Genomic DNA, 24,990 nt, shown 5'->3' with positions numbered 1-24,990 from the left:
CGGCGCATTCGCGTCATGGCCTTTCGGGCCGAGACCAGCAGACAGGCCATGGCGACGACGCTGAAGAAGGCCCACGGTTGTCGCCTTGAATTATCCTAGCTAAGGAAATCGCTCCGACGGTCCATAGCCAATGCAGGCCGACCGGCGTTGTGGAGTGCATGCTAGGGCCTCACTGATCCGTGACTGGACCATGCGGGCTTCTACCCTATCTTGCGCGGCGGGAGTGTTTCCCGAAGCCGAGGAGAGCGCCATGACGAAACCTAGCCCTGCCAGCCCAGCCGTCGCGACACCCGCCATTACCCAGGCGATGATCGACGCCTATGACGAATACACGCATCTGACGCTCGACCGGCGGCGCTTCATGGAACAGTTGACCAGGCTTGCCGGATCAGGTGCGGCGGCGGCCGCAATCGCGCCGCTGCTGGCTGCGAATTCGGCCCGGGCAGCGATCATTGCCGAGGACGATTCACGCGTGACGGGCGAGGACATCAGCTATCCCGGCAGCGGTGGCGAGATGAAGGGCTATCTGGTCAAGCCGGCCGGCCAGTCCGGCAAGCTCGGAACCGTCATCGTCGTGCATGAGAACAGGGGGCTCAACCCGCATACACGCGATGTGGCGCGGCGCGTGGCGCTGGAAGGATTTGTGGCGCTTGCCCCGGACTTCCTGTCGCCGCTCGGCGGCACGCCGGCCGAGGAAGACAAGGCGCGTGAGCAGTTTTCCAAACTCGATCCGGCGCAGACCATCGCCAATGCGGTCGCAACGGTCGTTTTCCTCAAGGGATACGCGGATGGCAACGGCAAGGTCGGCGCGGTCGGCTTCTGCTGGGGCGGCGGCACGGTGAACACACTGGCTGCCAACGCGCCGGATCTGGCTGCCGCTGTCGCCTATTACGGCATGCAGCCGAAGGCCGAGGATGTGCCGAAGATCAAGGCGGCGTTGCTGCTGCATTATGCCGGGCTCGACACCCGCATCAATGCCGGTATCGACGCCTTCAGGAAGGAGCTCGATGCAGCCGAGGTCGAGTACACGATCTATGTCTATGAAGGTGCCAATCATGCCTTCAACAATGACACGTCCGCGGCCCGCTACGACAAGAACGCGGCGGACCTCGCCTGGGGCCGGACGAGCGCCTTCCTCAGGGAGAAGCTGGCATAGAGCGACGGACTCTCAAGTCGAACCGTGCCGCCGCTCCATGTTTTGGTTTGAGCATCGGATTTTCCCAAAACCGGCTGCCACTTTTGAGTCCGATGCTCTAGTCACGCGCCGGTTTGTGGAAAGCGACACCGGCCACCACCAGCGCGATGCCGAGGCAATCGGTAGGGCTGGGTATCTGGCGGAGCACAATGACGCCGATCAGCGTGGCGGTGACCGGCAGCAACGACAGCATCAGCGCGAAGCTCGATCGCGGCAGCCGCGACATGGCAAGCTGGTCGCAGATATAAGGGATGACCGAGGAGCATATGCCGACGCCGATGGCGGCGATGAGCAGTGGCGGCGCCGAGAAGGCCGGCAGCGCATCGGTGAAGCCGATCGGCAGCACGACGAGGCAGGCGACCGCCATGGCGGCACCCAGGCCGGCGATGCCGTCGCCAGCGCCGGCGCGGGCAACGCGATGGCCAAGCACGATATAGCCGACGAACAGCGCGCCGTTCAGGAAGGCCCAGAACAGGCCGATCGGGTCGCTTGACCATTTGACATCGATCAGCAGCAAGGTGCCGACGACGGCAACGGCAAGGGCTGCGAGATTGCGCGGGCTTCTGACGCCTACCAGCGCGACGCCGATGGTGCCGACGAATTCGATCGCCGCGACCAGCGAGATCGGCAACCGGTCGAGCGCCAGGTAGAAGGAGCAATTCATCACGCCCAGGCAAGCACCAAAGGCGAGAAGCAGCAGTCGTGTTGGCCGGTCGGCGCGGGCGAAGACCGTCCAGGGCCGGGTCAGCGGCGCGAAGACCAGGGCGGCCGTGACGATGCGCAGCCAGGCCATGCCGAGCACGCCGACATGGGGGAAAAGCAGCACGGCGAAAGCCGGCCCGAGATAATGGAACACGGCGCTGACGCCGAACCAGATATGCGGCGGCAGCGAGGTCGCCAGCTTGCCAAAGACAGGGCCGGCGAGGGCAGGATTTGCTGCGGGTGCTTGCGCTCGATCTTCCATGCGATCATTATCGCAGGCAATCTTTCCGGTTTACATGGATAACGATCAGCCAAAGAGATCATTGCTTTTCCAAAGCCAAGGAGTTTTCCCTGAAACGCCTTCGAAACGAAAATGCCGATCTGGATGCGGCCGATCTGAAAATCCTGCGCCTGCTGGAAAAGGATGCGCGCACCAGCACGGCAGAACTGGCGCGCTCGGTCGGCCTGTCGGCGCCGAGCGTGGCCGAACGCATCCGGCGGCTGCAGGAGAGCGGCGTGATCGAGGCCTATACGGTGCGGATCAATCCGGCCGCGCTCGGCATGAAGCTGTCGGCATGGCTGCGCATCAGGCCCGTGCCCGGGCAACTGGCTGTGGTGGCCGAGATCATCCGCGACTTGCCGGAAATCGCGCAATGCGACCGGGTGACCGGCGAGGACTGTTTCATCGCGCTGGCGCATGTCGGCTCGGTGGCCGAACTCGAACGGGTGATCGACCGCATCATTCCGTTTGCGATGACCAACACCGCGATCATCCAGTCGTCGCCGGTGGTGGCGCGCTCGCCGCTGGAGGCAGTGAAGCGGCAGCCCTGACGGTTAAGGAATTAAGCGCTGCCCGTCAGGCATGCCCGCGCTTCATCCGCGCCTGCTTCAGGATGGCGCGCCAGCGGATCATGGCGAAGGGGATCGGCTCGTTGTTGTTGGCGATGTGAAAGATCTCGTTGTTGAGGTTCTTCAGCGAGCGCCAGAAATCATAGTCGGTGATGCGTTGGTCGGCCGCCAGCTTGTCGGCCTCGACCTTGATGTCGGTTTTCATGCACGTTCCCCGAACCGCTTCAGCCCCGCCGCCCGTGCGGACGGTTTTCGAACGCCGCGCTGAGTCGTTCAACGCCTCAATTCGGCTTGTTCACGTTAAAACCTTGGTAAGGTTAACGGCGGTCCGACTGCGGTTCAAGCGTCTTGCGACGAATACCGATCGAACGGCCGGCGCGCTCAGGCATCGGCAGCGCTGCATGGGCGGCGCGCATCGCTTCGACTTTGGCCAGGACATCGGCCGGGAAGGGCGCCACCTTCGGTCCGGACATGTCGACATGCAGCGACAGTGATTCGGAAGTGGCAGCGAGCCAGCCGTCGACATGACGGATTTCCTGGTAGGCCCTGAGCCGCTTGTTGTCATGGTCGAGGAGTTGGAAGGAGACATTGACCTTGTGGTCGAGATGCAGCTCCCTGATATAGCAGACATGGACTTCCGCCGTGTAGATGGTCAGCCGCCGCCGCTTCACATAATCCAGCCCCATCCCCATCATTTCGAACGCTTCGTCAGAGCAGCGGTCGAACAGCACGTTGTAATAGGCCATGTTGAGATGGCCGTTGTAGTCGATCCAGTCCTTCTCGATGTCCATGGCACGAGAGACGAAGGGGGCAGGGGTGGACATCGACAACTTCCTTCTCGCTGGACAGGACGTGGTTGGTGAGACTACCCATCCATAAGTCCATAACAAGGGTGGACACTGGTCCATTCGCGGAGGAATAGATGGCTCTGAGCGACCTCAATCCGGTCGAGCGCAACGAAGAAGGCATAGCCGCTGTGCTCGGCATCCTCAAGCAGCGGCTCGGCGAGCGGTTCCAGACCGGCCAAGCAATCCGCGCCCAGCACGCACATACCACCACCTACATTCCGACCCAGGCGCCGGATGGCGTGGCGTTTCCGGAGACGACGGCGGAGGTGCAGGAGATCGTGTCGATCTGCGCCGCGCACCGCGTGCCGGTGATCGCCTTCGGCGTCGGCTCTTCGCTGGAAGGCCATACCAACGCGCCGGGCGGCGGCATCTCGCTGGATACGTCGCGGATGAACCGCATCCTCGCGGTCAACCCGCAGGATCTCGACTGCACGGTCGAGCCCGGTGTGACGCGCGAGGATCTCAACCGGCATCTGCGCGACACCGGCCTGTTCTTTCCGATCGATCCGGGCGCAAATGCATCGCTCGGCGGCATGGCGGCGACGCGCGCGTCGGGCACCAATGCCGTGCGCTACGGCACGATGCGCGAGAATGTGTTGTCGCTGACGGCGGTGATGGCCGACGGCGAGACGGTGACGACCGGCAAGCGCGCAAAAAAGAGCTCGGCCGGCTATGATTTGACGCGGCTCCTGATCGGCTCTGAAGGGACGCTCGGCATCATCACCCAGCTGACCCTGAAGCTGCAAGGCATTCCGCAGGCGATTTCCGGTGGCGTCTGCCCGTTTCCCAGCGTCGAGGCGGCCTGCAACGCGGTGATCGCGACAATCCAGATGGGCATTCCGGTGGCACGCATCGAACTGGTCAACGCGCTGCAGATGCGGGCGATGAAGAGCTATTCGAAACTCGATTATCCGGAAAGCCCATGCCTGTTCGTCGAATTCCATGGCAGTGATGCCGGCGTTGCCGAGCAGGCCGAGACCTTCGGCATGATCGCCGAAGAATATGGCGGCGGACCATTCCTGTGGACCAGCGTCGCCGAGGAACGGACGAAGCTGTGGAAGGCCAGGCACGACGCCTATTGGTCGTCGCTGACGCTGCGGCCGGGCGCCAAGGGGCTGTCGACCGACGTCTGCGTGCCGATCTCGCGCTTTGCCGAATGCGTCACGCAAACCGAAGCCGACATCGCCGAGATGGGGCTGATCGCACCGATCGTCGGCCATGCCGGTGACGGCAATTTCCATGTGCTGGTGCTGATGGACGCGGACGATCCGAAGGAAATCGCCGCGACGGAAGAGTTTGTCGCGCGGCTGAACATGCGGGCGATCGGCATGGATGGAACCTGCACCGGCGAGCACGGCATCGGACAAGGCAAGGTCGGCTTCCTGCGCCATGAACTCGGCCACAGCGTCGACATCATGCGCACGATCAAGCAGGCGCTCGATCCGCTTGATATCATGAACCCTGGGAAGATACTGCCCGTCGACTAGAGCTTTTTGCTCTTGGGGCGATCGATTTGCCTCTTTATCAACACGCTGATGCGGGTAGAGTGCGGCTGATTTTCAATCAACTGCTTGGGAGTTGATGCTCGCACGCCTATTCGTAATCTTCGGTGGCCTTTTCGTGCTGGTGCTGTGTGCGGCGCTGGTGGTGCCGTATTTTATCGACTGGACAAGCTACCGTGCCGATTTCGAGCGTGAGGCAAGCGCCATTCTGGGCCGTAAGGTAACCGTTCAGGGCGATGCGACGGCGCGGCTGCTGCCGTTTCCCTCGGTGACCTTCTCGAACGTCACCGTTGCCGGCGGCCCCGGCGGCCAGCCGGCAATGACCGTCGAGACCTTTTCGATGGATGCGGAACTGGCGCCCTTCCTGAGCGGCGAGGTGCTGATCTTCGACATGCGGCTGGTGCGGCCGAGGGCGACGATCGACATTGCCGCCGACGGCACGGTTGACTGGGCGATACGCCCGTCCTCGCCCTTCGATCCCAGCCAGATCTCGATCGAGAAGCTGACGGTGACCGAGGGAGAGATCGCGCTGCGCCATGCCGCCGGCGGGCGCAGCCATCTGCTTTCCGAAATCAACTCGACGATCTCTGCCAAATCGCTGGCCGGACCTTGGCGGATGGATGGTTCGCTGCGGCTCGACGGCCTGCGCAGCACGGTCGTCGCGTCAACCGGCAAAGCCGGTGGCGACGGACAGATGCGGCTCAGGCTCAAGGCCAATCCGGACGCCTATCCGCTGGTCGTCGAAGCCGATGGCAATGCCGGCATCGTCAACGGCGCCGCCATCTATTCGGGCCAGTTCAAGGTCGCAAGTTCCGACAAGAATGGTGCCGACAAAAGTCCGGCGCGGCTTGGCGACACCGACGGTGAGGCGATGAAGGCCAGCGCGGCCAAGCCGGAGCCGGGGTTCAGGCTGAACGGCAAGTTCTCGCTCGATCACCGGAAGCTTGGTGTCGACGAATTCCGCTTCGAGACCGGGCCGCTCGATAATCCCTACACCGCCGACGGCAGGGCTGCCGTCGAGCTTGGGCCGAACCCTCGCTTTTCGATCGAGGCCGATGGCGCGCAGGTGCAGTTCGATGAAGCCGTCGGCGCCGCGACCGGACTGACGCTTTCCGAGCGCGTCGCGGCGCTGGAGCAGGCGCTGCTCGACCTGCCCAAGCCGACCATACCGGGCACCGTCGAGGTGAAGCTGCCGGCGGTGGTGGCCGGCGACACGACGGTTCGTGACGTGCGCCTTTCCGCCGAGCCGGCCGATGCCGGCTGGTCGGTGAAGTCGCTGGGCGCGACGCTCCCAGGCCGCGCCAGGCTGGAAGCAAAAGGTATGCTCAGCGTCGAGGATGATTTCGGCTTCACCGGTTCGCTGCTTCTGGCCGTCGGGCAGCCTTCCGGCTTTGCCGCCTGGCTGTCGAAGGATGTCGACGAGGCGATCCGCCGGCTGCCGGCCGCCGGCTTCAAGGCCAAGGTCGACCTGACCGGGAACCGCCAGGCCTTCAGCGACCTCGAACTCGTTCTCGGCAAGGCGAAATTTTCCGGGCGCATCGATTCCAGCCAGCGCGCCGACGCCAGGCCGTCGGTGCTGATGCGGCTCGAAGGCGGCGAGCTCGATGTCGACGGCCTCGCCGCCTTCGCCTCGATCTTCATCAGCGACAAGGGCGCCAACCGTTTTTCCGACCGCGACCTCGATTTCCAGATCAAGGCCGGGCCGGTCAGTGCCGGCGGGCTGACCGCCGATACGGTCGATACGGCGCTCAGGCTGCGCGACGGGCTGCTTGAAATCGACCGTCTCTCGGTCGGCGGACTTGCCGGCGCCTCGATCAGCGCCACCGGCCGGATCAAGGATTTCCCAGCGAGCCCGACCGGTAAGCTCGATGCCTCGGTGGTCGCCGTCGATCTCAAGCCGTTGGTCGATGTCGCGGCGAAGCACTATCCGGACAATGCCGTGCTGAAAGGGCTGGCGGGGCGTGTGGCCGCCTATCCCGAGCTGTTCCAGAATGCGCGCATCGATCTGGTGACGAGTGCCGCCGCCAATGGCGACGGCACGACGGGACTGGCGGTCAGCGCGCAAGGTAGGGCAGGTGGCTCGGCGTTTTCAGCATCGCTGTCCGGCAAAGGACTGGCCGATCGGCTTCTCGAGGCGCCGGTGTCCGTGACCTTCGACGCCAGGAATACCGACGCCACCGCGCTTCTGGCGCTTTACGGCCTGCCGGCGCTGCCGCTCGGCATGGTTGGCGAGGCGACCACCGATGTTTCGGCGAAAGGCACGCTTGGCGGCGGCATGGCGACGAGCTTCAACCTAACCGGCAACGACTTCAAAGCCGGTTTCGATGGGATGATCGCCAGCACGCCACAAGGCGCCACCGCCAAGGGCAAGGTCAGCCTGGAAGCCGCCGACATCGAGCCGTGGCTGATGACGACAGGCATCGGCCTGCCGGGCCTGGGGACAGGCATGTCGACGTGGCTTGCGGCCGACGCCGACTTCGGCAACGGCCTTCTGGTGCTGTCCGGCCTCAGCGGCGCCATCAACGAGGCGGCAGTTTCCGGTGACGTCAATGTCGACGTCAATGACGGGCTGCCGCACCTTGCCGGCGCGCTGGCGCTCGATGAACTGGATCTCGACCCGATGGCGGTAGCGCTGTTTGGCGACCAGGCCTTCCTGGGCTCCGGCAAGGCTTGGCCGGCCGCCCCATTCAGCCAGAAGTCCAGCCTGCCGTTCACCGCTGAACTTGAGCTGACCACGGCGTCGCTGGTCGCCGGCCCGCTTGCCGCGGCCTATGACGCGGCGCTGTCGCTGAAGCTCGACCAGGAAGGCATCCGCGTGTCGAACCTCAAGGCAAAGTTCGCCGGCGGTGCGCTTTCCGGACTGTTCGAACTGAAGAACAATGACGGCACCGGGCTTTTCTCCGGCCAGCTGAAACTTGCCGGCGCCGATCTGGCCACCGTGCTGCCAGAGACTGGCATCAGCGGAAGCGGCGATTTCTCGGCGGCGCTTTCGACCAGCGGCAAATCGGTCGACGCGATGGTTGCGGCGCTGTCCGGTTCCGGCACGGCGGCGCTGAAGGGCTTGACCATTGCCGGCGTCAATCCCGACGCCTTTGGCGCCTTCATCGCCAAGGCGGACGCCATCGGGCGCGATATCGATGCGGCCAAGACCGCCGGCTTCGCGCCGCAGATCGCCGCGGACGGCAGTTTTCCGGCTGGGGATACCGACATCGCCTTCACAATTGCCGGCGGCACGCTGAGGGCACCGCCGGTCAATCTTGAAAATCCGGCTGCGAAGCTGTCCGCCGACATCACGGCGGACCTGAACGCCAGCACGGTCGCCGCCAGTGGTTCGATCACTTATCGGCCCGGCGACGAAGCGCTGATCGGCTCCGATCCGACTGTGAATTTCAGCGTCGACGGGCCGTTCGGCGCCGCGAAGCGGCAATTCGACAGTGAGTCGCTGGCGCAGTTCCTGACCCAGCGCGCGCTGGAAAAGGAACAGCAGCGGGTCGAGGCCATGCAGGCGGCGCTGCTTGAAAAACAGCGGCTGCGGCGCGAGGTGCGTTACTACGCGGCTCTGCAAGCCGAGCGTGAGAGGGCAGCCGAGGAATTGCGCAAGCAGCAGGAGGCGGCGCGGCTGCAAGCCGAGGCAGATGCCAGGGCGAAGGCTGAAGCCGAGGCAAAGGCTCAAGCTGAAGCGGAGGCGAGGGCCGAAGCGGAGGCGAAGGCCAAAGCGGATGCGCAGGCGAGGGCTGAAGCCGTGGCCAAAGCCAGGGCCGAGGTGGAGGCAAGGGCGAGGGCTGAAGCCGTGGCCAAAGCCAAGGCCGAGGCGGAGGCAAGGGCCAGGGCGGATGCCGAAGCGAGAGCCAAGGCGGCGCAAAAAGCGGCGGACGAGGCGGCGAAAGCCGAGGAACGGCAACGCCGGAAAGCGGAAGAGGCGAGGCGGACGGAAGAGGCGAGGCGGATCGCTGCGGAACAAAAGGCAAAGCTCGACGCCCAGCGCAGGGCGGCGGCTGAGCAGGCGCAGAAAATCGAGCGCGCGCGTCAGTCGCCGGCCAATGACAACCCGCCGCCAGCAGGATCCGCGCCAAAACCCACGCTTGAACCTTCGTCGATCGACAATCTGCTGAAGTCGCTGGGCGGCGGATAGCTCCACCTAGAGCATTTTGCAGCCAAGTGGAATCACTTGGCGTCGCAGAAATGCGGCTAAAACAAACAGATAGAGCGGGATGCCCAGTTCAATTTGAACGCATCCCGCTCTAGACCGGTTTCATCCCTCGCTTCGCCCAATCCAGGACGTAGAGCCTGAGCGCCGAGGACAGGTTGGCATGGCGCGGCCGGGCCTCGTCGATTTCGGCGACGAGGGCGGCGAGCGTCAGTTTGCGCGCGGCCGCGATGGCGACGAGATCGTCGAAAAACGGCTTTTCGAGCGAATAGCTGGTGCGATGGCCGCGAATGGTCACCGAGCGTTTCTCGATCGGGCTCACCGGACGTGACTCATTTCACTTCAAGCATCGGATTTATCCGAAAACCGCGGCGCACTTTTCGGTCCGATGCTCGGGGAATCCGGATCGCCAGAGGCTTCGCGGCGATGGCCGGCGACAAACGTTTCTGCCTTCTCGGCGATCAGACGGTCACGCTCCCGCTCGGCCTTGGAACGGCCGTGCAGCGTCCGGTTCTGTTCGGCCAGGCGCCCCTTCTCGGCTCGTGCCTTCTGCTTGCGGGCCTGGCGAAGATTGACGATGTCGGCCATGTCGCGCGGCCCGTCGGATCACTTCTTGCGGAAGGCGTCTAGCGACACCACTTCGGCGCCCTTGGCGGCGGCGTCGGCCGCGGCAGGCTTCTTTTCGGCCTCAGCGGTCTTCTTCTTTTCCGGCTTTTTCTCGGCGACGACGGCCAGCGGTTCGGAAGCGGGCTGGCCGGCCAACTCCTCTTCTGCCGAGGTCTCCGTCTTCACGTCGAATTCGAGCTCGAAATTGACGGACGGGTCGTAAAAGCCACGCACGGCAGAGAACGGGATTTCCAGCTTTTCCGGCACGTCGGAGAAAGACAGCCCGACCTCGAAGCCGGTGTCGGTCACCTTCAGGTCCCAATACTGGAACTGGATGACGATGGTCATCTGTTCGGGATAGCGCTCGCGCAAGCGGGAAGATACGCGCACGCCCGGGGCGCCGGTCAGGAAAGTGATGAAGAAATGATGGTTGCCGGGAAGGCCAGTGCGCGCGACCTCGGCCAGGACCTTGCGCATGACGCCGCGCAATGCCTCCTGGGCCAGAATGTCGTAGCGAATGTGGTCGTCGGCCATGTGGCTGTCGGGTTCCGTTGAATCGTCCGCATAGCTGTAATCAAGCTTGAGCGCGGCGTAAACCGGATATAGACGCCGGCAGCGCAGATGCGAGAGGGCATGCCTCAGATTTGATCGCTCAGCCGCCAGCGAGCGCGCTGTGCTTTTGCGCGTCGGCCGCCGGCTGCCCCTTGCCGAAGGCGCGCAGGAAAGTGCGCACGCCATGTGTCGCCGATTGCAGCACTTCATCATTGGTCGGCGTGCCGCCAAGCATGAAGGTCGTCTGCAATTCGGCATTGGCAAGGGCCAGGAACTGGCGTGCCGCGACGTCGGGGTCCTCGATGTCGAGGAAACCGGCATGGGCGAGGCGGGCGAAACGGGCGGCGATAGCCGGCCATGTCCTGCCCGGTCCCTGTTCGCGCCATTCGGCAAAGAGCTCGGGATAGCGCTCGCCCTCGGTCTGGATCAGCTTGCGCAGGAATTTTCCATCGCGGTTGCAGATACAGTTGCGGTTCATGCGCACAGCAAAAGCGATCAGATCGGCCTCGAGATTCTTCGGCTGGTCCGGAAAGGTGGAAATGGTGGCGAAGATGCCGGCATTGCAGCGCTCGGTAAGGTCGCGGACGATGGCGACGAAGAGTTTCTCCTTGTCGCCATGGTGGTTGTAGATCGTCTGGCGCGAAACGCCGGCCTCGGCGGCAATCATGTCGATATTGGCGCCAGCGAAGCTTTCACGGCAGAACACCTCGCCGGCAGCGTCCATGATGGAGGCGCGCTTGGCCTCGTGGCCGCGTGGCGGGATGGTGTCAGGAGAAACGTCGTGCTTCATGAAAACTATATAGAGGTGATTGACGAATTAGACAAGAGTGTCTAAATTTCTGGACTTTCACTGAAAGAGATTTCGCTCCGTATAAGAAGTCGGAATTTCATGGGATGGAACGTCCTTGCATTACACGCCGGCCCGCGGCGGCAACCAGATTTGAAAGAAGCCCGCTATCATGAGTCCCCAATTCCTCCGCATCGCGGTCGTGCTCGGCCTGTTGTCCGCCATCGGTCCGTTCGCCATCGACATGTATCTTCCGGCGCTGCCTTCGATCGGCGCGGATCTGCAGGCCAGCACCGCTGCCGTGCAGATGAGTTTGCTGATCTTCTTTCTGTCCATGGGTTTTGGCCAGATCGTCGTCGGACCGATCTCCGACATGGTCGGGCGCAAGCTGCCGCTCTACGGCGGCCTCGCACTGTTCATGGTCGGCGGCATCGGCTCGGCGCTGGCACCCTCGGTCGAATGGCTGATCGCCTTCCGTTTCCTGCAAGGGCTCGGCGCCAGCGCAGGCATGGCGGTGCCGCGCGCCATCGTGCGTGACCTGCACACCGGCACCGAGGCTGCCAAGCTGATGTCGCTCTTGATGCTGGTGTTTTCGGTGTCGCCGATCCTGGCGCCGCTGACCGGTAGCGTCATTATCGAGAATTTCGGCTGGCGTGCCGTGTTCTGGACAGTAACGGGTGGGGCGGTGCTTGCCACCATCCTGCTGGCGACCTCGCTCAAGGAGACGCGGCCGGTCGAGGCGCGTGCAGGCAGTTCGTTCGGCACCGCGCTCTCGGCCTATCGCTTCCTGATGGGCGACCGCAACTTCCTTGGCCTGGCGTCTATCGGCGGCTTCGGGATCGCGAGCTTCTTCGTCTATCTGTCGAGCTCGTCCTTCATCCTGATCGACCATTACGGGCTGTCGCCGTCGGTCTACAGCGTGTTCTTCTCGATCAACGCGGTCGCCTTCATCGGCATGTCGCAGTTGACGGGGCTGCTGTCCGAACGGTTCGGGCTAAGGCCGGTGGTGCGGGTCGCGGTGGTTGGCTATGCGACGACGATGGTGGTGCTGTTCGCTGTGATGGCGTCCGGCGTCGACCGGCTCGACGTGATGGCGGTGCTGCTGTTCGTCGGCTACGGGTTCCTCGGCCTGGTGATCCCGACGACCTCGGTGCTGGCCATGGAGGAGCATGGCGCGATCGCCGGCACGGCCTCGGCGCTGATGGGCACGCTGCACTTCGCCATCGGTGCGGTCGCCATGGGCATCGCCGGCGTGTTCTTCGACGGCACGCCGCTGCCGATGGTGGCCGGCATCACGCTTTGCGCGGTGATCTCCTTCATGCTGGCCAAGGTGACGCTCGGCCGTGGGCGGGAGGTTATCGAAGCGCCGGCAGAGTAGGTGCTTTCCAGCGAGAGCATGAAAAGGCCGGGTCATTCCCGGCCTTTTTAACGTCTGGGCTCAAGCTGCAAGCCTGCCACGGCGAAGATAAATCGCAATCGCGCCTCGACCGGCGCCAAGGGCAACGCGACCAGTTCATAGCCCAATTCCGTATAGATGCCGGTCAGCGCATGATAGGTGCGTTCGGCCTCGTCGAGGGTCTGCTTTCGTTCGCTGTCCTGCCGAAAAATCTCCGGCCATGGCGGTGCGATGAAGACATGACTGGCGTAGCGGAAGCGTTCGGCGGCATTCCTGACGTGGTCGGGCACCGGCAGGCCAGTGAGGCGCAGATAACCAAGAGTGTCCGGCACGCCGCGATCGAAGAAGACGGGGCCGTTCTGTTCGAGGGCAGCTCGATAGGAGCGCAGCTCCCAGGACAGCATCAGTTCGGCGAACTGCGCCGGATCGTGCCAGGGCAGGGCCGGCCCTCCTATCGCCAACTGATCGCGGATGATGCCGCGTCCGGCTTCGGGCGAGGTGGCAAGGCCGGCCGACCGCAAGGCTTCGATCAATGTGGTCTTGCCGGAACCCGGACCGCCGGTCAGCACGAAAAATCGATCGGAATCGTTTTGCATTTTTCAGTCCTTTGGACGAATGCGGCCGCCCGCATTTGTCGGCAAGACAGCGTCGCGACGGGGCGCAGCACAAGAAGCGCGACCAGCAAGCCTGCTGCCGTCACAATATCGAGGGGAGATGGGGATCGGAGGGGGAAGTGGGAGTCGAAGAGGGGAGAAGTGGAGGTTTCTGTTGCCAGGTACCTCCGAACCCCGCCTAGAAGTGCGAACCACTAGGGCTTGAATTGAAGCTATCGCACCGCTTACGCGGCGAGACGTGCTTCCGCATAGTTGTCGTTGGCAACTATAAGTTTAGCCCGATAACGGTGGTACAATGCCGGGCAAAAGTACGATCTTTACACCTTCGTCGATCCTATTTCGCCCCCAGCAAAAGCCGCTCTTCGATAAAGCGGTTTTTGGTGGAGGCGCCGGGTACCGCCCCCGGGTCCGAACGGCTTATTTCATCGCCTGTTTATCACCATAGTCGGTCGAGCCGACGAAACAGATATAGGGACCGATCGTGGAAAATGAAAGGCCTCAATTGATGCTTTGTCGCTGTGTCAAACAGCATCGCGAAGGCTTGACTTGTCAACGGTCTCAACCGAAGCTTTGCGGCGGTGAGGAGTTACCGACTTAGCGCACATTTTGCGGCAGCACGCCACGACCCTCATCGACCGGATCCCGTGGCGCCGACGAGGGGAATTTTGATGGCCGATTATCTCGCAGACGTGAAGAAATACGACGCCGCGGCAGATGCCGACGCGGTCGCCAAGATCGTGAAACATTTGGGCATTGCGCTCAGGAATCGGGATTCCTCGCTGGTGTCCTGCACGGACTCCAAGGAACTCGATCGCGTCAAAACCAACTGGGTTGCCAAAAAGCTCGGCATCGCCGACGGCAGCAAGGCGGACGCGGCCATCGAAAAGACCTGCAAGGCGATGGAGGCCGACAACACCAAGAGCCGCGTGACCTTCTATTACCTGGTCGCCAAGGATCTGGGTAAGCTCGCCAGCCTCTGACAATCGTCCTGCATCAGGCGGAAAGCTGGCGCGATTTCCGCGCCAGCCCACAATGTAGTCGCCTGTTGGAACATCCTGTACTTTGACATGTTCGGCCGCCAGCCAGTCGGTTATGATGGCCGGTAACCCGAATCGAGCCGAAGCCGATGCGCCAGTATCTCGACCTCTTGAAGCACGTGCTGGAAAACGGCGCCGATCGCGGCGACCGCACCGGCACCGGAACGCGCTCGGTGTTCGGTTATCAGATGCGCTTCGACCTGGCGCGCGGCTTTCCGGTCACCACCACCAAGAAGCTTCACCTGAAGTCGATTGTGCATGAACTTCTGTGGTTCCTGGCCGGCGACACCAACACTAGATATCTCAACGACCACGGCGTCTCGATCTGGGACGAATGGGCCGACGAGAATGGCAACCTCGGCCCGGTCTATGGCAAGCAATGGCGCTCCTGGCCGGACGGCCGCGGTGGCGCCATCGACCAGATTGCCAATCTCGTGAAGGAGATACGCAAGAATCCTAATTCCCGACGGCTGATCGTTTCGGCGTGGAACCCGGCCGAAGTGGAAGCCATGGCGCTGCCGCCCTGTCATTGCCTGTTCCAGTTCTATGTCTCGGAAGGCAGGCTCTCCTGCCAGCTCTACCAGCGTTCCGGCGATATCTTTCTCGGCGTGCCGTTCAACATCGCTTCTTACGCGCTGCTCACCCTGATGGTGGCGCAGGTGACGGGGCTGAAGCCCGGCGATTTCGTCCACACGCTGGGCGATGCGCATCTTTACGCGAACCATTTCGAGCAAGCGCGCGAACAGTTGCGGCGCACGCCCAAGGCGCTGCCGACGCTATCGATCAATCCGGAGGTGAGGGACCTCTTTGCCTTCCGCTTCGAGGATTTCCGGCTGGAAAACTATCTCGCCGATGCGACGATCAAGGCGCCGATCGCGGTGTGAGCCGCAAACGTCGGGCTTCTACCTACCTTGTTTCGAAATCGTTCGGCTGTTGCGCTGTGCCGTCCGCCGCGACCACCGTATCCGATGCTTTGATCCACGGCATCGGCCTGCAACGTTGCGCTGTATCCACCGCTATTTATCGGAGGCGGTGGCAGCACCACACAAGGCCATTGGATGGGCCATTGTTCGGGCTAGTCTGGCAAAAGCCGTTCCCTTGTTATATTCAGATGGATATATCGATTGGCTGGCTCGCGCCGATCGGATTTTTTCAAGCCCCAGGAGAGTTCATGCTGGTGCGCAAGGGTTTCGGATTGAAGGCGGCCGCCATTGGCGGTCTCACGACGATGTTGATCGCCGCTATGCCGGCTGCCCACGCGGATGACAAACTGATCGTCTTCGCCGCCGCAAGCATGAAGAACGCACTGGATGCCGTGAACACCGCCTGCGAGGCCGATGTCGGTGAGGCGGCTACGATTTCGTATGCGGCAAGCTCCGCGTTGGCCAAGCAGATCGAGGCCGGCGCGCCGGCCGATGTCTTCATCTCAGCCGACCTCGACTGGATGAAATATCTGTCCGACAAGAAGCTGACCAAGCCGGATACCGAAGTGAAGTTGCTCGGCAACCAGATCGTGCTGGTGGCGCCGAAGGATTCGTCGGTCGGAACCAGGATCGAAAAGGGTTTTGATCTTGCCGGGCTGATCGGCGACGGCAGGCTTGCCATGGGCGATTTCAAAGCGGTGCCGGCCGGCAAATATGGCAAGGCCGCACTTGAATCGCTCGGCGTCTGGTCCTCGATCGAAGGCAAGGTGGCACAGGCCGAGAACGTGCGCGCAGCGCTCAAGCTGGTCTCGACAGGCGAGGCAGCACTCGGCATCGTCTACGCCACCGACGCGTCCGCCGAGCCCGGCGTCAAAGTGATTGGCACCTTCCCGGAGGATTCGCACCCGCCGATCGTCTACCCGGTTGCCGAGATGGCGGATTCCAAGGACAAGGATGCGCCGGCATTTTTGGAATGCCTGCAATCCGCCAAGGCAGGCGAGGTCTTCAAGGCGCAAGGTTTTACGGTCCTTACGCCGAGCAACTGAGGCACACCAAAAGATGAATTGGTTGCTGGACCTCACTCCCGACGAATGGAATGCGGTCCGGCTGTCCGTCAAGGTGGCGACGGTGGCGATGATCGCCAGCCTGCCGCCCGGCATATTGATCGCGCTTGTGCTTGCCCGTGGCCAATTCTGGGGCAAGACGCTGCTCAACGGGCTGGTGCATCTGCCGTTGATCCTGCCGCCCGTGGTTATCGGCTATCTGCTGCTGCTCTCCTTCGGCAGGCGCGGCCCGGCCGGGGCGTTTCTGGCCGAGCATTTCGGCATTGTCTTTTCCTTTCGCTGGACGGGTGCCGCGTTGGCCTGCGCTGTCATGGGCTTTCCCCTGATGGTGCGGGCGATCCGGCTGTCGATCGAGGCGGTCGACCGCAGAATCGAGGCGGCAGCCGGAACGCTTGGCGCCAATCCGCTGTGGGTTTTCGGGACGATCACGCTGCCGCTGATCCTGCCAGGCCTGATCGCCGGTGCGATCTTGTCTTTCGCCAAGGCGATGGGCGAGTTCGGCGCAACGATCACATTCGTTTCCAACATCCCCAACGAGACGCAGACGCTGCCGTCAGCGATCTACACGTTCACGCAGGTGCCGGGCGGCGATGCCGGCGCGCTCAGGCTGACGCTGATCTCGTTCGTCATCTCGATGGGAGCACTTGTCGCGTCGGAGGTGCTGGCGCGGCGCGTCGGCAAGCGGATGGACATCGAATGACGGTCGTGGTCGACATCAGCCATCGGCTTGGCGATTTCGAGGTCGACGCCCGCTTCGAGAGCGCCGGGCGGCTGACCGCGCTGTTCGGGCCCTCGGGCTCCGGCAAGACGACGCTGATCAACATGATTGCCGGACTTATCCGGCCTGACAAAGGGCGGGTCGAGGCCGACGGCCGCGTGCTGGTCGATACGGATGCGGGCCTGTTCGTGCCGAAGCACAAGCGCCGCATCGGCATGGTGTTCCAGGATGCGCGGCTGTTTCCGCATATGAGCGTGGCGAGCAATCTGCGCTACGGCCGCTGGTTCACGCCGACGGCGGAACGCTATGCGGACATCAATGCCGTGGTCGACCTGCTCGGCATCGGCCCTTTGCTCGACCGGCGGCCGGCAAAGCTTTCCGGCGGCGAGAAACAGCGCGTGGCGATCGGCCGGGCGCTGCTCGCCAGTCCCAGATTGTTACTGATGGACGAGCCGCTGGCTTCGCTCGACGAGGCTCGCAAGGCAGAAATCCTGCCTTACATCGAGCGGCTGCGCGACGAGACGAAAATCCCGATCGTCTATGTCAGCCACTCGATCACGGAAGTGGCGCGATTGGCAAGCGACGTCGTTGTGGTGGCGCAAGGCAAAGTCGCTGCTTGCGGCCCGACCGGGGCGATCATGCAGCGGCTCGACCTGTTGCCGGCGGAAGAGCGCGGCGAGGGTGGCGCGGTGCTGGATACCGCGGTGCTGCGCCACGATGAAGTCTTTGGCATGACCGTGCTTGGCTCGGCGGCCGGCGAGATCCGCGTGCCGCTTCTGGCAACGCCGGTCGGCGCGCCGGTGCGCATCCGCATCCGTGCCCGCGATGTGATGATTGCTACCGAACAGCCGACGGGCCTCAGCGCGCTCAACATCTTGCCGGGCACGATCGTGGCGATAGCGCCGGGCGAGGGGCCGACGGTCGAGATCGGCATAGACTGCAATGGCGCAACCGTGCTTGCCCGGATCACCGAGCAATCGCGACAGACGCTGAAACTTCGGCTCGGTCGAAAAGTCTACGCGGTGATCAAGACGGTAAGCTTCGACCGGGCGAACACGAGCATCGGCTTGCCTGTCGAGGCGGATGGATGACCGGCGGATAATTGTCGCTGTATCATATTAGAATAGCGGTATCGCCGGAGAGCTTCTAGGATGGATGTGGCGTGACTGCGGAGGAGCAAATGCCGTCGCTGAGCTTGCGGATAAACCTCGATCCAGAAGGGCGCATCGGGCCGGGCAAGATCGAGCTTCTAGAGCAGATCGCCGCTTTCGGCTCGATCTCGGCTGCGGCGCGCGGCATGGAAATGTCCTACAAACACGCCTGGGATCTCGTCGAGGACATGAACCGGGTGTTCGGCAAGCCGCTGGTCGCGGCGCAGACCGGAGGGAAAAAGGGCGGCGGCGCCCAGTTGACTCCGGTGGGGCTTGCGGTGGTCAGCCGCTTTCGAGCCATCGAACGGGCTGCGGCTTCCGCGGCGGCCACTCATATGGAGGCACTACAGGCGGAGATCGATGCTGGGTGAGGTCGGTGGAATCTGTACCGGCCGAGCCTACTCCTCCGGCCCGCCGGGCTTGCGCAGCAGATAAGTGTCCATGATCCAGCCCTTTTTCCGCCGGGCTTCGTCGCGGGTTTTCACGATCTCGTCGCCGACATCGCCGAGGCGACCGGAAATGAGAATCTCGTCGGGCGTGCCGAGATAGGCGCCCCAGTGGATGACGAGGTCCTTGTCGTCCAGCCTATTGAAAGCGCATTTACCGTCCAGCATGACGACGGTGCTGCCGGCATTGTCGGGCAAACCTTCCTCGGTAAGCCGGCGGCCGGTGGTGATCTGAATTGCGTCGCCGATGCGGTTCAGCGCCATCTTATGGCCGGCGGCGAGCGCCTGGACAGCAGTGATGCCGGGGATCACCTCGAGCTCGAACTCGACATTGCCTCTCATGCGCACACGCTCCAGGATGCGCAGCGCGCTGTCGTAGAGCGAGGGATCGCCCCAGATCAGGAAGGCGCCGCAGCCATCTTGCGAAAGCTCGTCGCGGATCAGGTCTTCATAGATCGCAGCGATCGCCTCATGCCAGTCATCGACGGTCGAGCGGTAGGAGGGCGCCGGCTCGGCCCGCACCGGCACGTCGAATTCGACACGGCGCGAGTCTGGGTTGGTGACGAATCGGTCGCAGATCCGGCGGCGCAGTTCTGCAAGATCGTTCTTCTTCGCGCCCTTGTCGGGAATGAATAGCACGTCGGCGCGGTTCAAGCCGTCGATGGCCTGCACGGTCATATGGTCGGGATTGCCGGCGCCGATGCCGATGACGAGAAGCTTGCGCATAGGCGAACTCCTGCCCGATCGGAACGTCGGTGTCCAGACAAGCCTGGCAAGCGCCGACGAGTGCGCGGAAGGGCTTTGAAACTCCACATTGAAACAGCTAGAGTCATACCGGCATCTCGCCAAGGGAGCTTCCATGTTCCGTTATGTTCTGACCGCAGCGCTGGCGCTCTCGGCCACGCCCGTATTCGCCAATGATTCGATCGCCGAATTGGGAACGGGCGGCCTGATCCTGTCGCGCAGCGATGCGGTCGCCATGGAGAGTGAGGACCTCTACATCTCGCCGGAAAAGGTGACGGTCGACTACGTCTTCCGAAACAACACCGACAAGGATGTCGACGCGATCGTCGCCTTTCCGATGCCCGATATCGAAGGCGATCCGAACGAGATGCCGGCGATCCCCGACGGCCAGAGCGACAATTTCCTCGGCCTCGAGGTGACGATCGAAGGCGTGGCGGCAGAACCGCAGCTCGAGCAGAAGGCGTTTGCGCTCGGCATCGACATCAGCGCCGATTTGAAGGCGCAAAACGTGCCGTTCTACCCGTTCGGCGACGCGGCCAGGGCGGCATTGGCAAAGCTGCCGCAAGCGGTTGCCGACGACTGGATCGATCGCGGCCTCATCATCGAGGACACCACCGACGACGGTTCAGGCATGAAGACCGTCTATGTGCCGTTCTGGCAATTGCGCTCGACCTACTGGTGGCGCTCGACCTTTCCAGCCAACAGCGCAGTCCACGTCGCCCACCGCTACAAGCCGAGCGTCGGCGGTACGTCCTCGGTCAGCTTCTTCTATGATGGCCAGTTCCACGGCCAATACGCCGCCTACAAGACCCGTTACTGCATGGACGGCACGTTCGAGAACGCGATCCGCAAGGCAGCGAAGCGCAACCCCGACGGCACACCGAGATACTTCGAAAACCGCATCGCCTACATCCTGACCACTGGCGGCAACTGGGCGACGGGCACCATCGGCAAGTTCAAGCTGACGGTCGACAAGGGCGATCCAAAGAACCTGGTCTCGTTCTGTGGCGAAAACGTCAGGAAAGTCGGGCCGACGCGTTTCGAGATGACAGCGGAAAATTTCTACCCTGAGCACGACATCGACATATTGCTGCTGGCGCCTTCGGGTGATGGCGGGAGCGGCGGCTGATGGACGTCGCGATCTATGTCGCCATCGCCGAAAATGGCGTGATCGGGCGCGATGGCGGTTTGCCGTGGCGGCTTTCCAGCGATCTCAAGCGGTTCAAGGCCGACACGATGGGCAAACCTATCATCATGGGTCGCAAGACCTATGAAGGCATCGGCCGGCCTCTGCCGGGCAGGCTCAACATCGTGGTGACCCGCGACAAGGCCTGGCGCGCCGAGGGCGTCGAAATCGTGCATTCGCTCGACGAGGCGATCAGCCTGGCGAAGGTGCGCGGGCGCTGCATGGCCGGCGCCGACGAAATCTGCGTCATCGGCGGCGGCGAGATCTATACCCAGGCGCTGCCGCTGGCCGACCGCTTGCATGTCACCCATATCCTTGCCGCGGTCGACGGCGACGCGCATTTCCCGCCGATCGACCCGGATTTGTGGCACATTGTTCGTTCGCAGGACGTTCCGGCCGGTGAAAAGGATAGTCATGCGACACGCTATTCGGTTTACGAGCGACGCCGCGACGTGCATTGAGAGACATTAAAGGGTCGCGACGGTCCAAAACGGACGGTGACGACGACCGATCGCGTTGAAAGCGTGCCGTCGCATCCCTATAGAAGAACAACACTCGATTTTGCGTCGTCAGGCCGGCGCGTGAGGGAGCGAAAGGACATTCATGCCCTGGAATGACAAAAGCGGCGGTGGCGGCGGCCCATGGGGCGGCGGCAACAATCCAGGACCCTGGGGGCAGGGACCAAAGGGGCCTAGCGGTCCGCAGGGCTCGCCTCCCGATCTCGAAGACATCATCCGGCGCGGCCAGGACAGGTTGCGGCGCGCGTTGCCGGGTGGCGGTGGCGCCAGCCCAGCCGTGTTCGGGCTGATCGCGGCGGCGCTTGTGGTGCTGTGGGCGTTCAAGGCGGTCTATACCGTGCAGCCAGACGAGGTTGCGGTCGAACTCAGATTCGGCGTGCCAAAGGCGGAGTTCTCGCAGCCAGGCCTGCATTTCCATTGGTGGCCCATCGAGACGGTCGAGACGGCCAACATCGCCGAACAACTCGTCAACATCGGCGGCGGCACCGCCTCCGGCAACGGTTCAGGGCTGATGCTTTCGGGCGACCAGAACATCGTCAACGTCCAGTTCTCTGTGGCCTATCAGGTCTCCGATCCGAGGGCCTATCTGTTCGACGTGTCCGATCCCGACGGCATGCTGCGGCAGGTCGCCGAAAGCGCCATGCGCGAAGCGGTCGGTCGGCGGCCGGCTCAGGACATCTTCCGCGATGATCGCGAGGGCATTGCGGCGTCCGTGCGCGAAATCATCCAGACGACGCTGGACGGCTATCGGGCCGGCCTGAACGTCAACGCGATCTCGATCGAGGATGCCGCACCGCCGCGCGAAGTGGCCGACGCGTTCGACGAGGTGCAGCGCGCCGAACAGGACGAGGACAAGTTTGTCGAGCAGGCCAACCAGTATTCCAACCAGAAGCTCGGCCAGGCGCGCGGCGAGGCCGCACAGATCCGCGAGGAGGCGGCCGGCTACAAGAACCGGGTCGTGCAGGAGGCCGAAGGCGAGGCGCAGCGCTTCATCTCGGTCTATGACGAATACGCCAAGGCGCCGGATGTGACGCGCCAGCGGCTTTATCTGGAAACGATGGAGAGGGTTCTGAAGGATTCCAGCAAGGTCATTATCGAGCAAGGCAGCGGACCAGGGGTCGTTCCCTATCTGCCGCTGCCCGCACTGCAGCAGAAGGCGCCGGCGCCGGTCCTCGGAGGAACCCAGTGATGGCCAACCGTCTTCCCATCATCGCCGTCATTGCCGCGGTTATCCTGTTCCTGCTCTATTCGTCGGTCTTCGTTGTCAATGCGCGCCAGCAGGCGCTGGTCCTCAGGTTCGGCGAAATCGTAGACGTCAAGAGCCAGCCGGGCATCTATTTCAAGGCGCCGTTCGCATTCTTCGATGCCGACAGCGTGCAGTTGATCGAAAACAGGGTGCTGCGCTTCGACCTCGACAACATCCGCGTCCAGGTTTCAGGCGGCAAGTTCTATGAGGTCGACGCCTTCATCGCTTATCGGATCTCCGATCCGCGCGTGTTCCGCTCCGCGGTGTCCGGCCAGATCGAACTGGCCGAGGCACGGTTGAGGACGCGTCTCGACGCGGCCTTGCGCCGGGTTTACGGTTTGCGCGATTTCGAGGCGGCGCTCTCGGAAGAGCGAGCCGTGATGATGCGCGAAGTGCGCGACCAGCTGAGGCCCGACGCCACGTCGCTCGGCCTGCAGATCGAGGATGTCCGCATTCGCCGAACCGATTTGACGGCGGAAGTCTCGCAACAGACATATGACCGCATGAAGGCTGAGCGTCTGGCCGAAGCCGAGCGGCTGAGGGCGCGCGGCAACGAGGCGGCGCAGCGCATCAGAGCGCGCGCCGACCGCGAAGTGGTGGAGATCGTTGCGGAGGCACGGAGAGAGTCTGAAATCCTGCGCGGTGAAGGCGAAGCTCAACGCAGCGCCACCTTCGCGAACGCCTACCAGCGCGATCCAGCCTTCTTCGACTTTTACCGGTCGATGAATGCCTACGGCACGGCGCTGGACAATACCGGGACGACGATGGTGCTGTCGCCGAATTCGGAATTCTTCCGTTTCTTCCGCAATCCCGCCGGCGCGGATGCGCCGGCAGCGCCGCCCGCAGCACCTGCTGCACCGGCAGCGCAGCCAGGCACCGGCCAGTAACGGCCGGTGCAGGATTTTCTGGCGGCAATAGGCTTGGTTCTCGTCGTCGAGGGCCTGGTCTATGGCGGCTTTCCCGGCCTCGCCAAGAAACTTGCCGGCGAAGTTCTGTCGATGCCGGAGAATGCGCTGCGGGTCGCCGGGCTGATTGCCATCGCCGTTGGCGTCGGCCTCGTCTGGCTGGTGCGGGGTGGATGACGGTTTATGATTTCGGGATAACGGAGGTTTTATCCTCTGCCGATAGCCATAGCCGCAAACGTGCCGTATTTCTTGCCAACATGGTTCGACGCAGCGTTTTCGGCGAGCGCTTTTCTTCTCAGAGACACCGGGAGACTTCTCGATGACATCCAACAGGTTTTTGCGCGCGGCGAGGCGGACGTTCACCGCGGGTGCTGCAGCACTTCTTATCGGCGCCGCTACCGTCCCGTCGTTGGTGACGCCTGCGGCCGCCGCCGACGGCCCGGCTTCGGTCGCCGATCTCGCGCAGGGCCTGCTCGGCGCCGTGGTCAACATATCGACCTCGCAGAGGGTGAAGGGCACGGAAGGCCCGGGCGCGGTGCCGATGCCGCAGCTTCCGGAGGGCTCGCCCTTCCAGGATTTCTTCGACGATTTCTTCAAGAACCGTCCCGGCGAACAGGGCAACCCCTCGCAAAAGGTGCAGTCGCTGGGCTCCGGCTTCGTGGTCGACGCCGAGCAGGGGATCGTGGTGACGAATAATCACGTGATCGCCGATGCCGACGACATCGAGGTGAATTTCTCCGACGGCGTGACACTGAAGGCGACGCTGGTCGGCACAGACACCAAGACCGACGTGGCGGTGCTGAAGGTCGATCCAAAAGGGCACAAACTGACGGCGGTGAAATTCGGAGATTCCAGCAAGATGCGCGTCGGTGACTGGGTGATGGCGATCGGCAATCCGTTCGGCCTCGGCGGCACCGTGACGGTCGGCATCGTCTCGGCCCGCAACCGCGACATCAATTCCGGTCCCTATGACGACTTCATCCAGACCGATGCCGCGATCAACCGCGGCAATTCCGGCGGGCCGCTGTTCAACAGCGACGGCGAGGTGATCGGCATCAACACGGCGATCATCTCGCCGTCCGGCGGCTCGATCGGCATCGGCTTTTCCATCCCCTCGCAGCTTGCGTTGGGCGTCGTCGACCAACTCCGCCAGTTCGGCGAGACGCGGCGCGGCTGGCTCGGCGTGCGCATCCAGCCGGTGACGGACGACATTGCCGAAAGCCTCGGCATGGCCACCGCCAAGGGCGCGCTGGTCGCCGGCGTCATCAAGGGCGGGCCTGTCGACAACGGCACCATCCTGGCGGGCGACGTCATCATCAAGTTCGACGGCAGGGACGTCAATGAAATGCGCGACCTGCCACGCGTCGTCGCGGAGAGCACGGTCGGCAAGGCTGTCGACGTGGTCATCGTGCGCAAGGGCGTCGAGCAGACAGTGAAGGTGACGCTCGGCCGGCTCGAAGATGGCGAAAAGCTTGCCAGCGGCGAGAATGGCAATACCGACCAGGACAATGGCGACAAGGCGCCTGCCGTTTCGACGGTTTCCGTGCTCGGCATGACCGTTGGCGAGCTCAACGACGAGACGCGGACGAAATTTGGCATCGCCGCCGAAGTTTCCGGCGTCGTCATCACCGACGTCGCCAAGGATTCGGCCGCTGCCGAACGCGGCATCCAGGCCGGCGAGGTGATCACCGAGATCGCGCAGGAATCGGTCGCCACGCCCAAGGATGTCATGGACCGGATCGCTGCGTTGAAGGAGCAGGGACGCAAGAATGCGCTGCTGATGCTGGCGTCAAAGTCCGGCGAATTGCGATTTGTGACGATCCGGATGGACTGAGTCCGGTAAAGGCTGCAACT

General features: G+C 63.2%; 26 protein-coding genes and 1 other RNA gene. 17 read left to right on the top strand and 10 right to left on the bottom strand.

The genetic code is table 11. The annotated features are described in order from the left end of the window. Positions 1-250 precede the first annotated feature (250 nt). The gene (locus tag CIT26_RS23310) at positions 251-1,156 is read left to right on the top strand and encodes a dienelactone hydrolase family protein (RefSeq protein ID WP_095494725.1); all 906 of its coding nucleotides are present in this window, start codon (positions 251-253) and stop codon (positions 1,154-1,156) included. Positions 1,157-1,253: 97 nt separating this feature from the next. On the opposite strand, the gene CIT26_RS23305 is transcribed toward CIT26_RS23310, so the two are convergent. After that, the gene (locus CIT26_RS23305) at positions 1,254-2,159 is read right to left on the bottom strand and encodes an EamA family transporter (protein ID WP_095494724.1); all 906 of its coding nucleotides are present in this window, start codon (positions 2,157-2,159) and stop codon (positions 1,254-1,256) included. Positions 2,160-2,248: 89 nt separating this feature from the next. On the opposite strand from CIT26_RS23305, the gene CIT26_RS23300 reads away from it, so the two are divergent. Then, positions 2,249-2,728, top strand: a complete 480-nt coding sequence (locus tag CIT26_RS23300; protein ID WP_095494810.1) for an Lrp/AsnC family transcriptional regulator — start codon at positions 2,249-2,251, stop codon at positions 2,726-2,728. A 25-nt stretch (positions 2,729-2,753) separates the two neighbouring features. Here the strand turns inward: CIT26_RS23300 and CIT26_RS23295 are convergent, their stop codons facing one another. Together CIT26_RS23295 and CIT26_RS23290 are read right to left on the bottom strand one after the other, a co-directional pair. Further along, entirely contained in the window at positions 2,754-2,951 is a 198-nt protein-coding gene (locus CIT26_RS23295; RefSeq protein ID WP_095494723.1) for a hypothetical protein, read from the bottom strand. 112 nt (positions 2,952-3,063) lie between these two features. After that, positions 3,064-3,570, bottom strand: coding sequence for a thioesterase family protein (locus CIT26_RS23290; protein ID WP_095494722.1), 507 nt, complete (start codon positions 3,568-3,570; stop codon positions 3,064-3,066). 98 nt (positions 3,571-3,668) lie between these two features. Here CIT26_RS23290 and CIT26_RS23285 point away from each other — a divergent pair, with 98 nt between their 5' ends. Continuing rightward, positions 3,669-5,081 carry an FAD-binding oxidoreductase gene (locus CIT26_RS23285; protein WP_095494721.1) on the top strand — a complete coding sequence of 471 codons (1,413 nt, stop codon included), beginning with the start codon at positions 3,669-3,671 and terminating at the stop codon, positions 5,079-5,081. 94 nt (positions 5,082-5,175) lie between these two features. Next, positions 5,176-9,228, top strand: coding sequence for an AsmA family protein (locus tag CIT26_RS23280; RefSeq protein ID WP_095494720.1), 4,053 nt, complete (start codon positions 5,176-5,178; stop codon positions 9,226-9,228). Positions 9,229-9,337: 109 nt separating this feature from the next. Here the strand turns inward: CIT26_RS23280 and CIT26_RS23275 are convergent, their stop codons facing one another. From CIT26_RS23275 to CIT26_RS23260, 4 genes are all read right to left on the bottom strand, one after another. Then, entirely contained in the window at positions 9,338-9,565 is a 228-nt protein-coding gene (locus CIT26_RS23275; RefSeq protein ID WP_095494719.1) for a ribbon-helix-helix domain-containing protein, read from the bottom strand. A gap of 20 nt (positions 9,566-9,585) precedes the next feature. Beyond that, positions 9,586-9,831: a DUF4169 family protein gene (locus tag CIT26_RS23270; protein ID WP_095494718.1), complete on the bottom strand. Its 246-nt coding sequence runs from the start codon at positions 9,829-9,831 to the stop codon at positions 9,586-9,588. A gap of 18 nt (positions 9,832-9,849) precedes the next feature. Beyond that, positions 9,850-10,383, bottom strand: a complete 534-nt coding sequence (locus tag CIT26_RS23265; RefSeq protein ID WP_095494717.1) for an SspB family protein — start codon at positions 10,381-10,383, stop codon at positions 9,850-9,852. A gap of 118 nt (positions 10,384-10,501) precedes the next feature. Further along, on the bottom strand, positions 10,502-11,191 hold the full coding sequence (locus CIT26_RS23260; protein WP_095494716.1) for a TetR/AcrR family transcriptional regulator: 690 nt from the start codon (positions 11,189-11,191) through the stop codon (positions 10,502-10,504). A 169-nt stretch (positions 11,192-11,360) separates the two neighbouring features. Between CIT26_RS23260 and CIT26_RS23255 the strand changes: the two genes are divergently transcribed. After that, positions 11,361-12,566 (top strand): multidrug effflux MFS transporter, encoded by a 1,206-nt coding sequence (locus tag CIT26_RS23255; RefSeq protein ID WP_095494715.1) that lies wholly within the window; start codon positions 11,361-11,363, stop codon positions 12,564-12,566. 47 nt (positions 12,567-12,613) lie between these two features. On the opposite strand, the gene CIT26_RS23250 is transcribed toward CIT26_RS23255, so the two are convergent. Next, positions 12,614-13,180 carry an AAA family ATPase gene (locus CIT26_RS23250; protein WP_095494714.1) on the bottom strand — a complete coding sequence of 189 codons (567 nt, stop codon included), beginning with the start codon at positions 13,178-13,180 and terminating at the stop codon, positions 12,614-12,616. 158 nt (positions 13,181-13,338) lie between these two features. Then, positions 13,339-13,696: a transfer-messenger RNA gene (ssrA, locus tag CIT26_RS23245) on the bottom strand. 170 nt (positions 13,697-13,866) lie between these two features. Here ssrA and CIT26_RS23240 point away from each other — a divergent pair. The 6 genes from CIT26_RS23240 (at position 13,867) to CIT26_RS23215 (ending at position 18,462) form a co-directional block, all read left to right on the top strand. Further along, a complete protein-coding gene (locus tag CIT26_RS23240; protein ID WP_095494713.1) occupies positions 13,867-14,178 on the top strand; it encodes a DUF2853 family protein in 312 nt (103 codons plus the stop codon). Between the two features lie 146 nt (positions 14,179-14,324). Beyond that, positions 14,325-15,119, top strand: coding sequence for a thymidylate synthase (locus CIT26_RS23235; protein ID WP_095494712.1), 795 nt, complete (start codon positions 14,325-14,327; stop codon positions 15,117-15,119). 287 nt (positions 15,120-15,406) lie between these two features. Continuing rightward, on the top strand, positions 15,407-16,204 hold the full coding sequence (gene modA / locus CIT26_RS23230; RefSeq protein WP_206072801.1) for a molybdate ABC transporter substrate-binding protein: 798 nt from the start codon (positions 15,407-15,409) through the stop codon (positions 16,202-16,204). A gap of 13 nt (positions 16,205-16,217) precedes the next feature. Then, a complete protein-coding gene (modB, locus tag CIT26_RS23225; protein WP_095494711.1) occupies positions 16,218-16,922 on the top strand; it encodes a molybdate ABC transporter permease subunit in 705 nt (234 codons plus the stop codon). Then, complete coding sequence (modC, locus tag CIT26_RS23220) at positions 16,919-18,031, top strand: molybdenum ABC transporter ATP-binding protein (protein ID WP_095494710.1); 1,113 nt, start codon at positions 16,919-16,921, stop codon at positions 18,029-18,031. Before modB ends, modC begins: the two co-directional genes overlap by 4 nt. 89 nt (positions 18,032-18,120) lie before the next feature. Further along, positions 18,121-18,462, top strand: coding sequence for a winged helix-turn-helix domain-containing protein (locus tag CIT26_RS23215; RefSeq protein WP_095494709.1), 342 nt, complete (start codon positions 18,121-18,123; stop codon positions 18,460-18,462). Positions 18,463-18,489: 27 nt separating this feature from the next. Here the strand turns inward: CIT26_RS23215 and cobF are convergent, their stop codons facing one another. Further along, positions 18,490-19,263, bottom strand: a complete 774-nt coding sequence (gene cobF, locus CIT26_RS23210; protein WP_095494708.1) for a precorrin-6A synthase (deacetylating) — start codon at positions 19,261-19,263, stop codon at positions 18,490-18,492. Positions 19,264-19,396: 133 nt separating this feature from the next. Here cobF and CIT26_RS23205 point away from each other — a divergent pair, with 133 nt between their 5' ends. The 6 genes from CIT26_RS23205 (at position 19,397) to CIT26_RS23180 (ending at position 24,970) form a co-directional block, all read left to right on the top strand. Then, positions 19,397-20,410: a DUF4424 domain-containing protein gene (locus CIT26_RS23205; protein ID WP_095494707.1), complete on the top strand. Its 1,014-nt coding sequence runs from the start codon at positions 19,397-19,399 to the stop codon at positions 20,408-20,410. After that, complete coding sequence (locus CIT26_RS23200) at positions 20,410-20,928, top strand: dihydrofolate reductase (RefSeq protein WP_095494706.1); 519 nt, start codon at positions 20,410-20,412, stop codon at positions 20,926-20,928. The genes CIT26_RS23205 and CIT26_RS23200 overlap by 1 nt, the downstream gene beginning before the upstream one ends. Before the next feature lie 142 nt (positions 20,929-21,070). Further along, positions 21,071-22,174 (top strand): FtsH protease activity modulator HflK, encoded by a 1,104-nt coding sequence (hflK, locus tag CIT26_RS23195; protein WP_095494705.1) that lies wholly within the window; start codon positions 21,071-21,073, stop codon positions 22,172-22,174. Then, positions 22,174-23,118: a protease modulator HflC gene (gene hflC, locus CIT26_RS23190; protein ID WP_095494704.1), complete on the top strand. Its 945-nt coding sequence runs from the start codon at positions 22,174-22,176 to the stop codon at positions 23,116-23,118. Before hflK ends, hflC begins: the two co-directional genes overlap by 1 nt. 6 nt (positions 23,119-23,124) lie before the next feature. After that, a complete protein-coding gene (locus CIT26_RS23185; RefSeq protein ID WP_095494703.1) occupies positions 23,125-23,313 on the top strand; it encodes a DUF2065 domain-containing protein in 189 nt (62 codons plus the stop codon). 142 nt (positions 23,314-23,455) lie between these two features. Beyond that, entirely contained in the window at positions 23,456-24,970 is a 1,515-nt protein-coding gene (locus CIT26_RS23180; RefSeq protein ID WP_095494702.1) for a DegQ family serine endoprotease, read from the top strand. Positions 24,971-24,990 lie beyond the last annotated feature (20 nt).

The sequence above is a fragment of the Mesorhizobium temperatum genome (assembly GCF_002284575.1).
In the GTDB taxonomy this organism is placed as follows: Bacteria; Pseudomonadota; Alphaproteobacteria; order Rhizobiales; family Rhizobiaceae; genus Mesorhizobium; species Mesorhizobium temperatum.
This window is presented reverse-complemented; position numbering and strand designations above follow the sequence as displayed.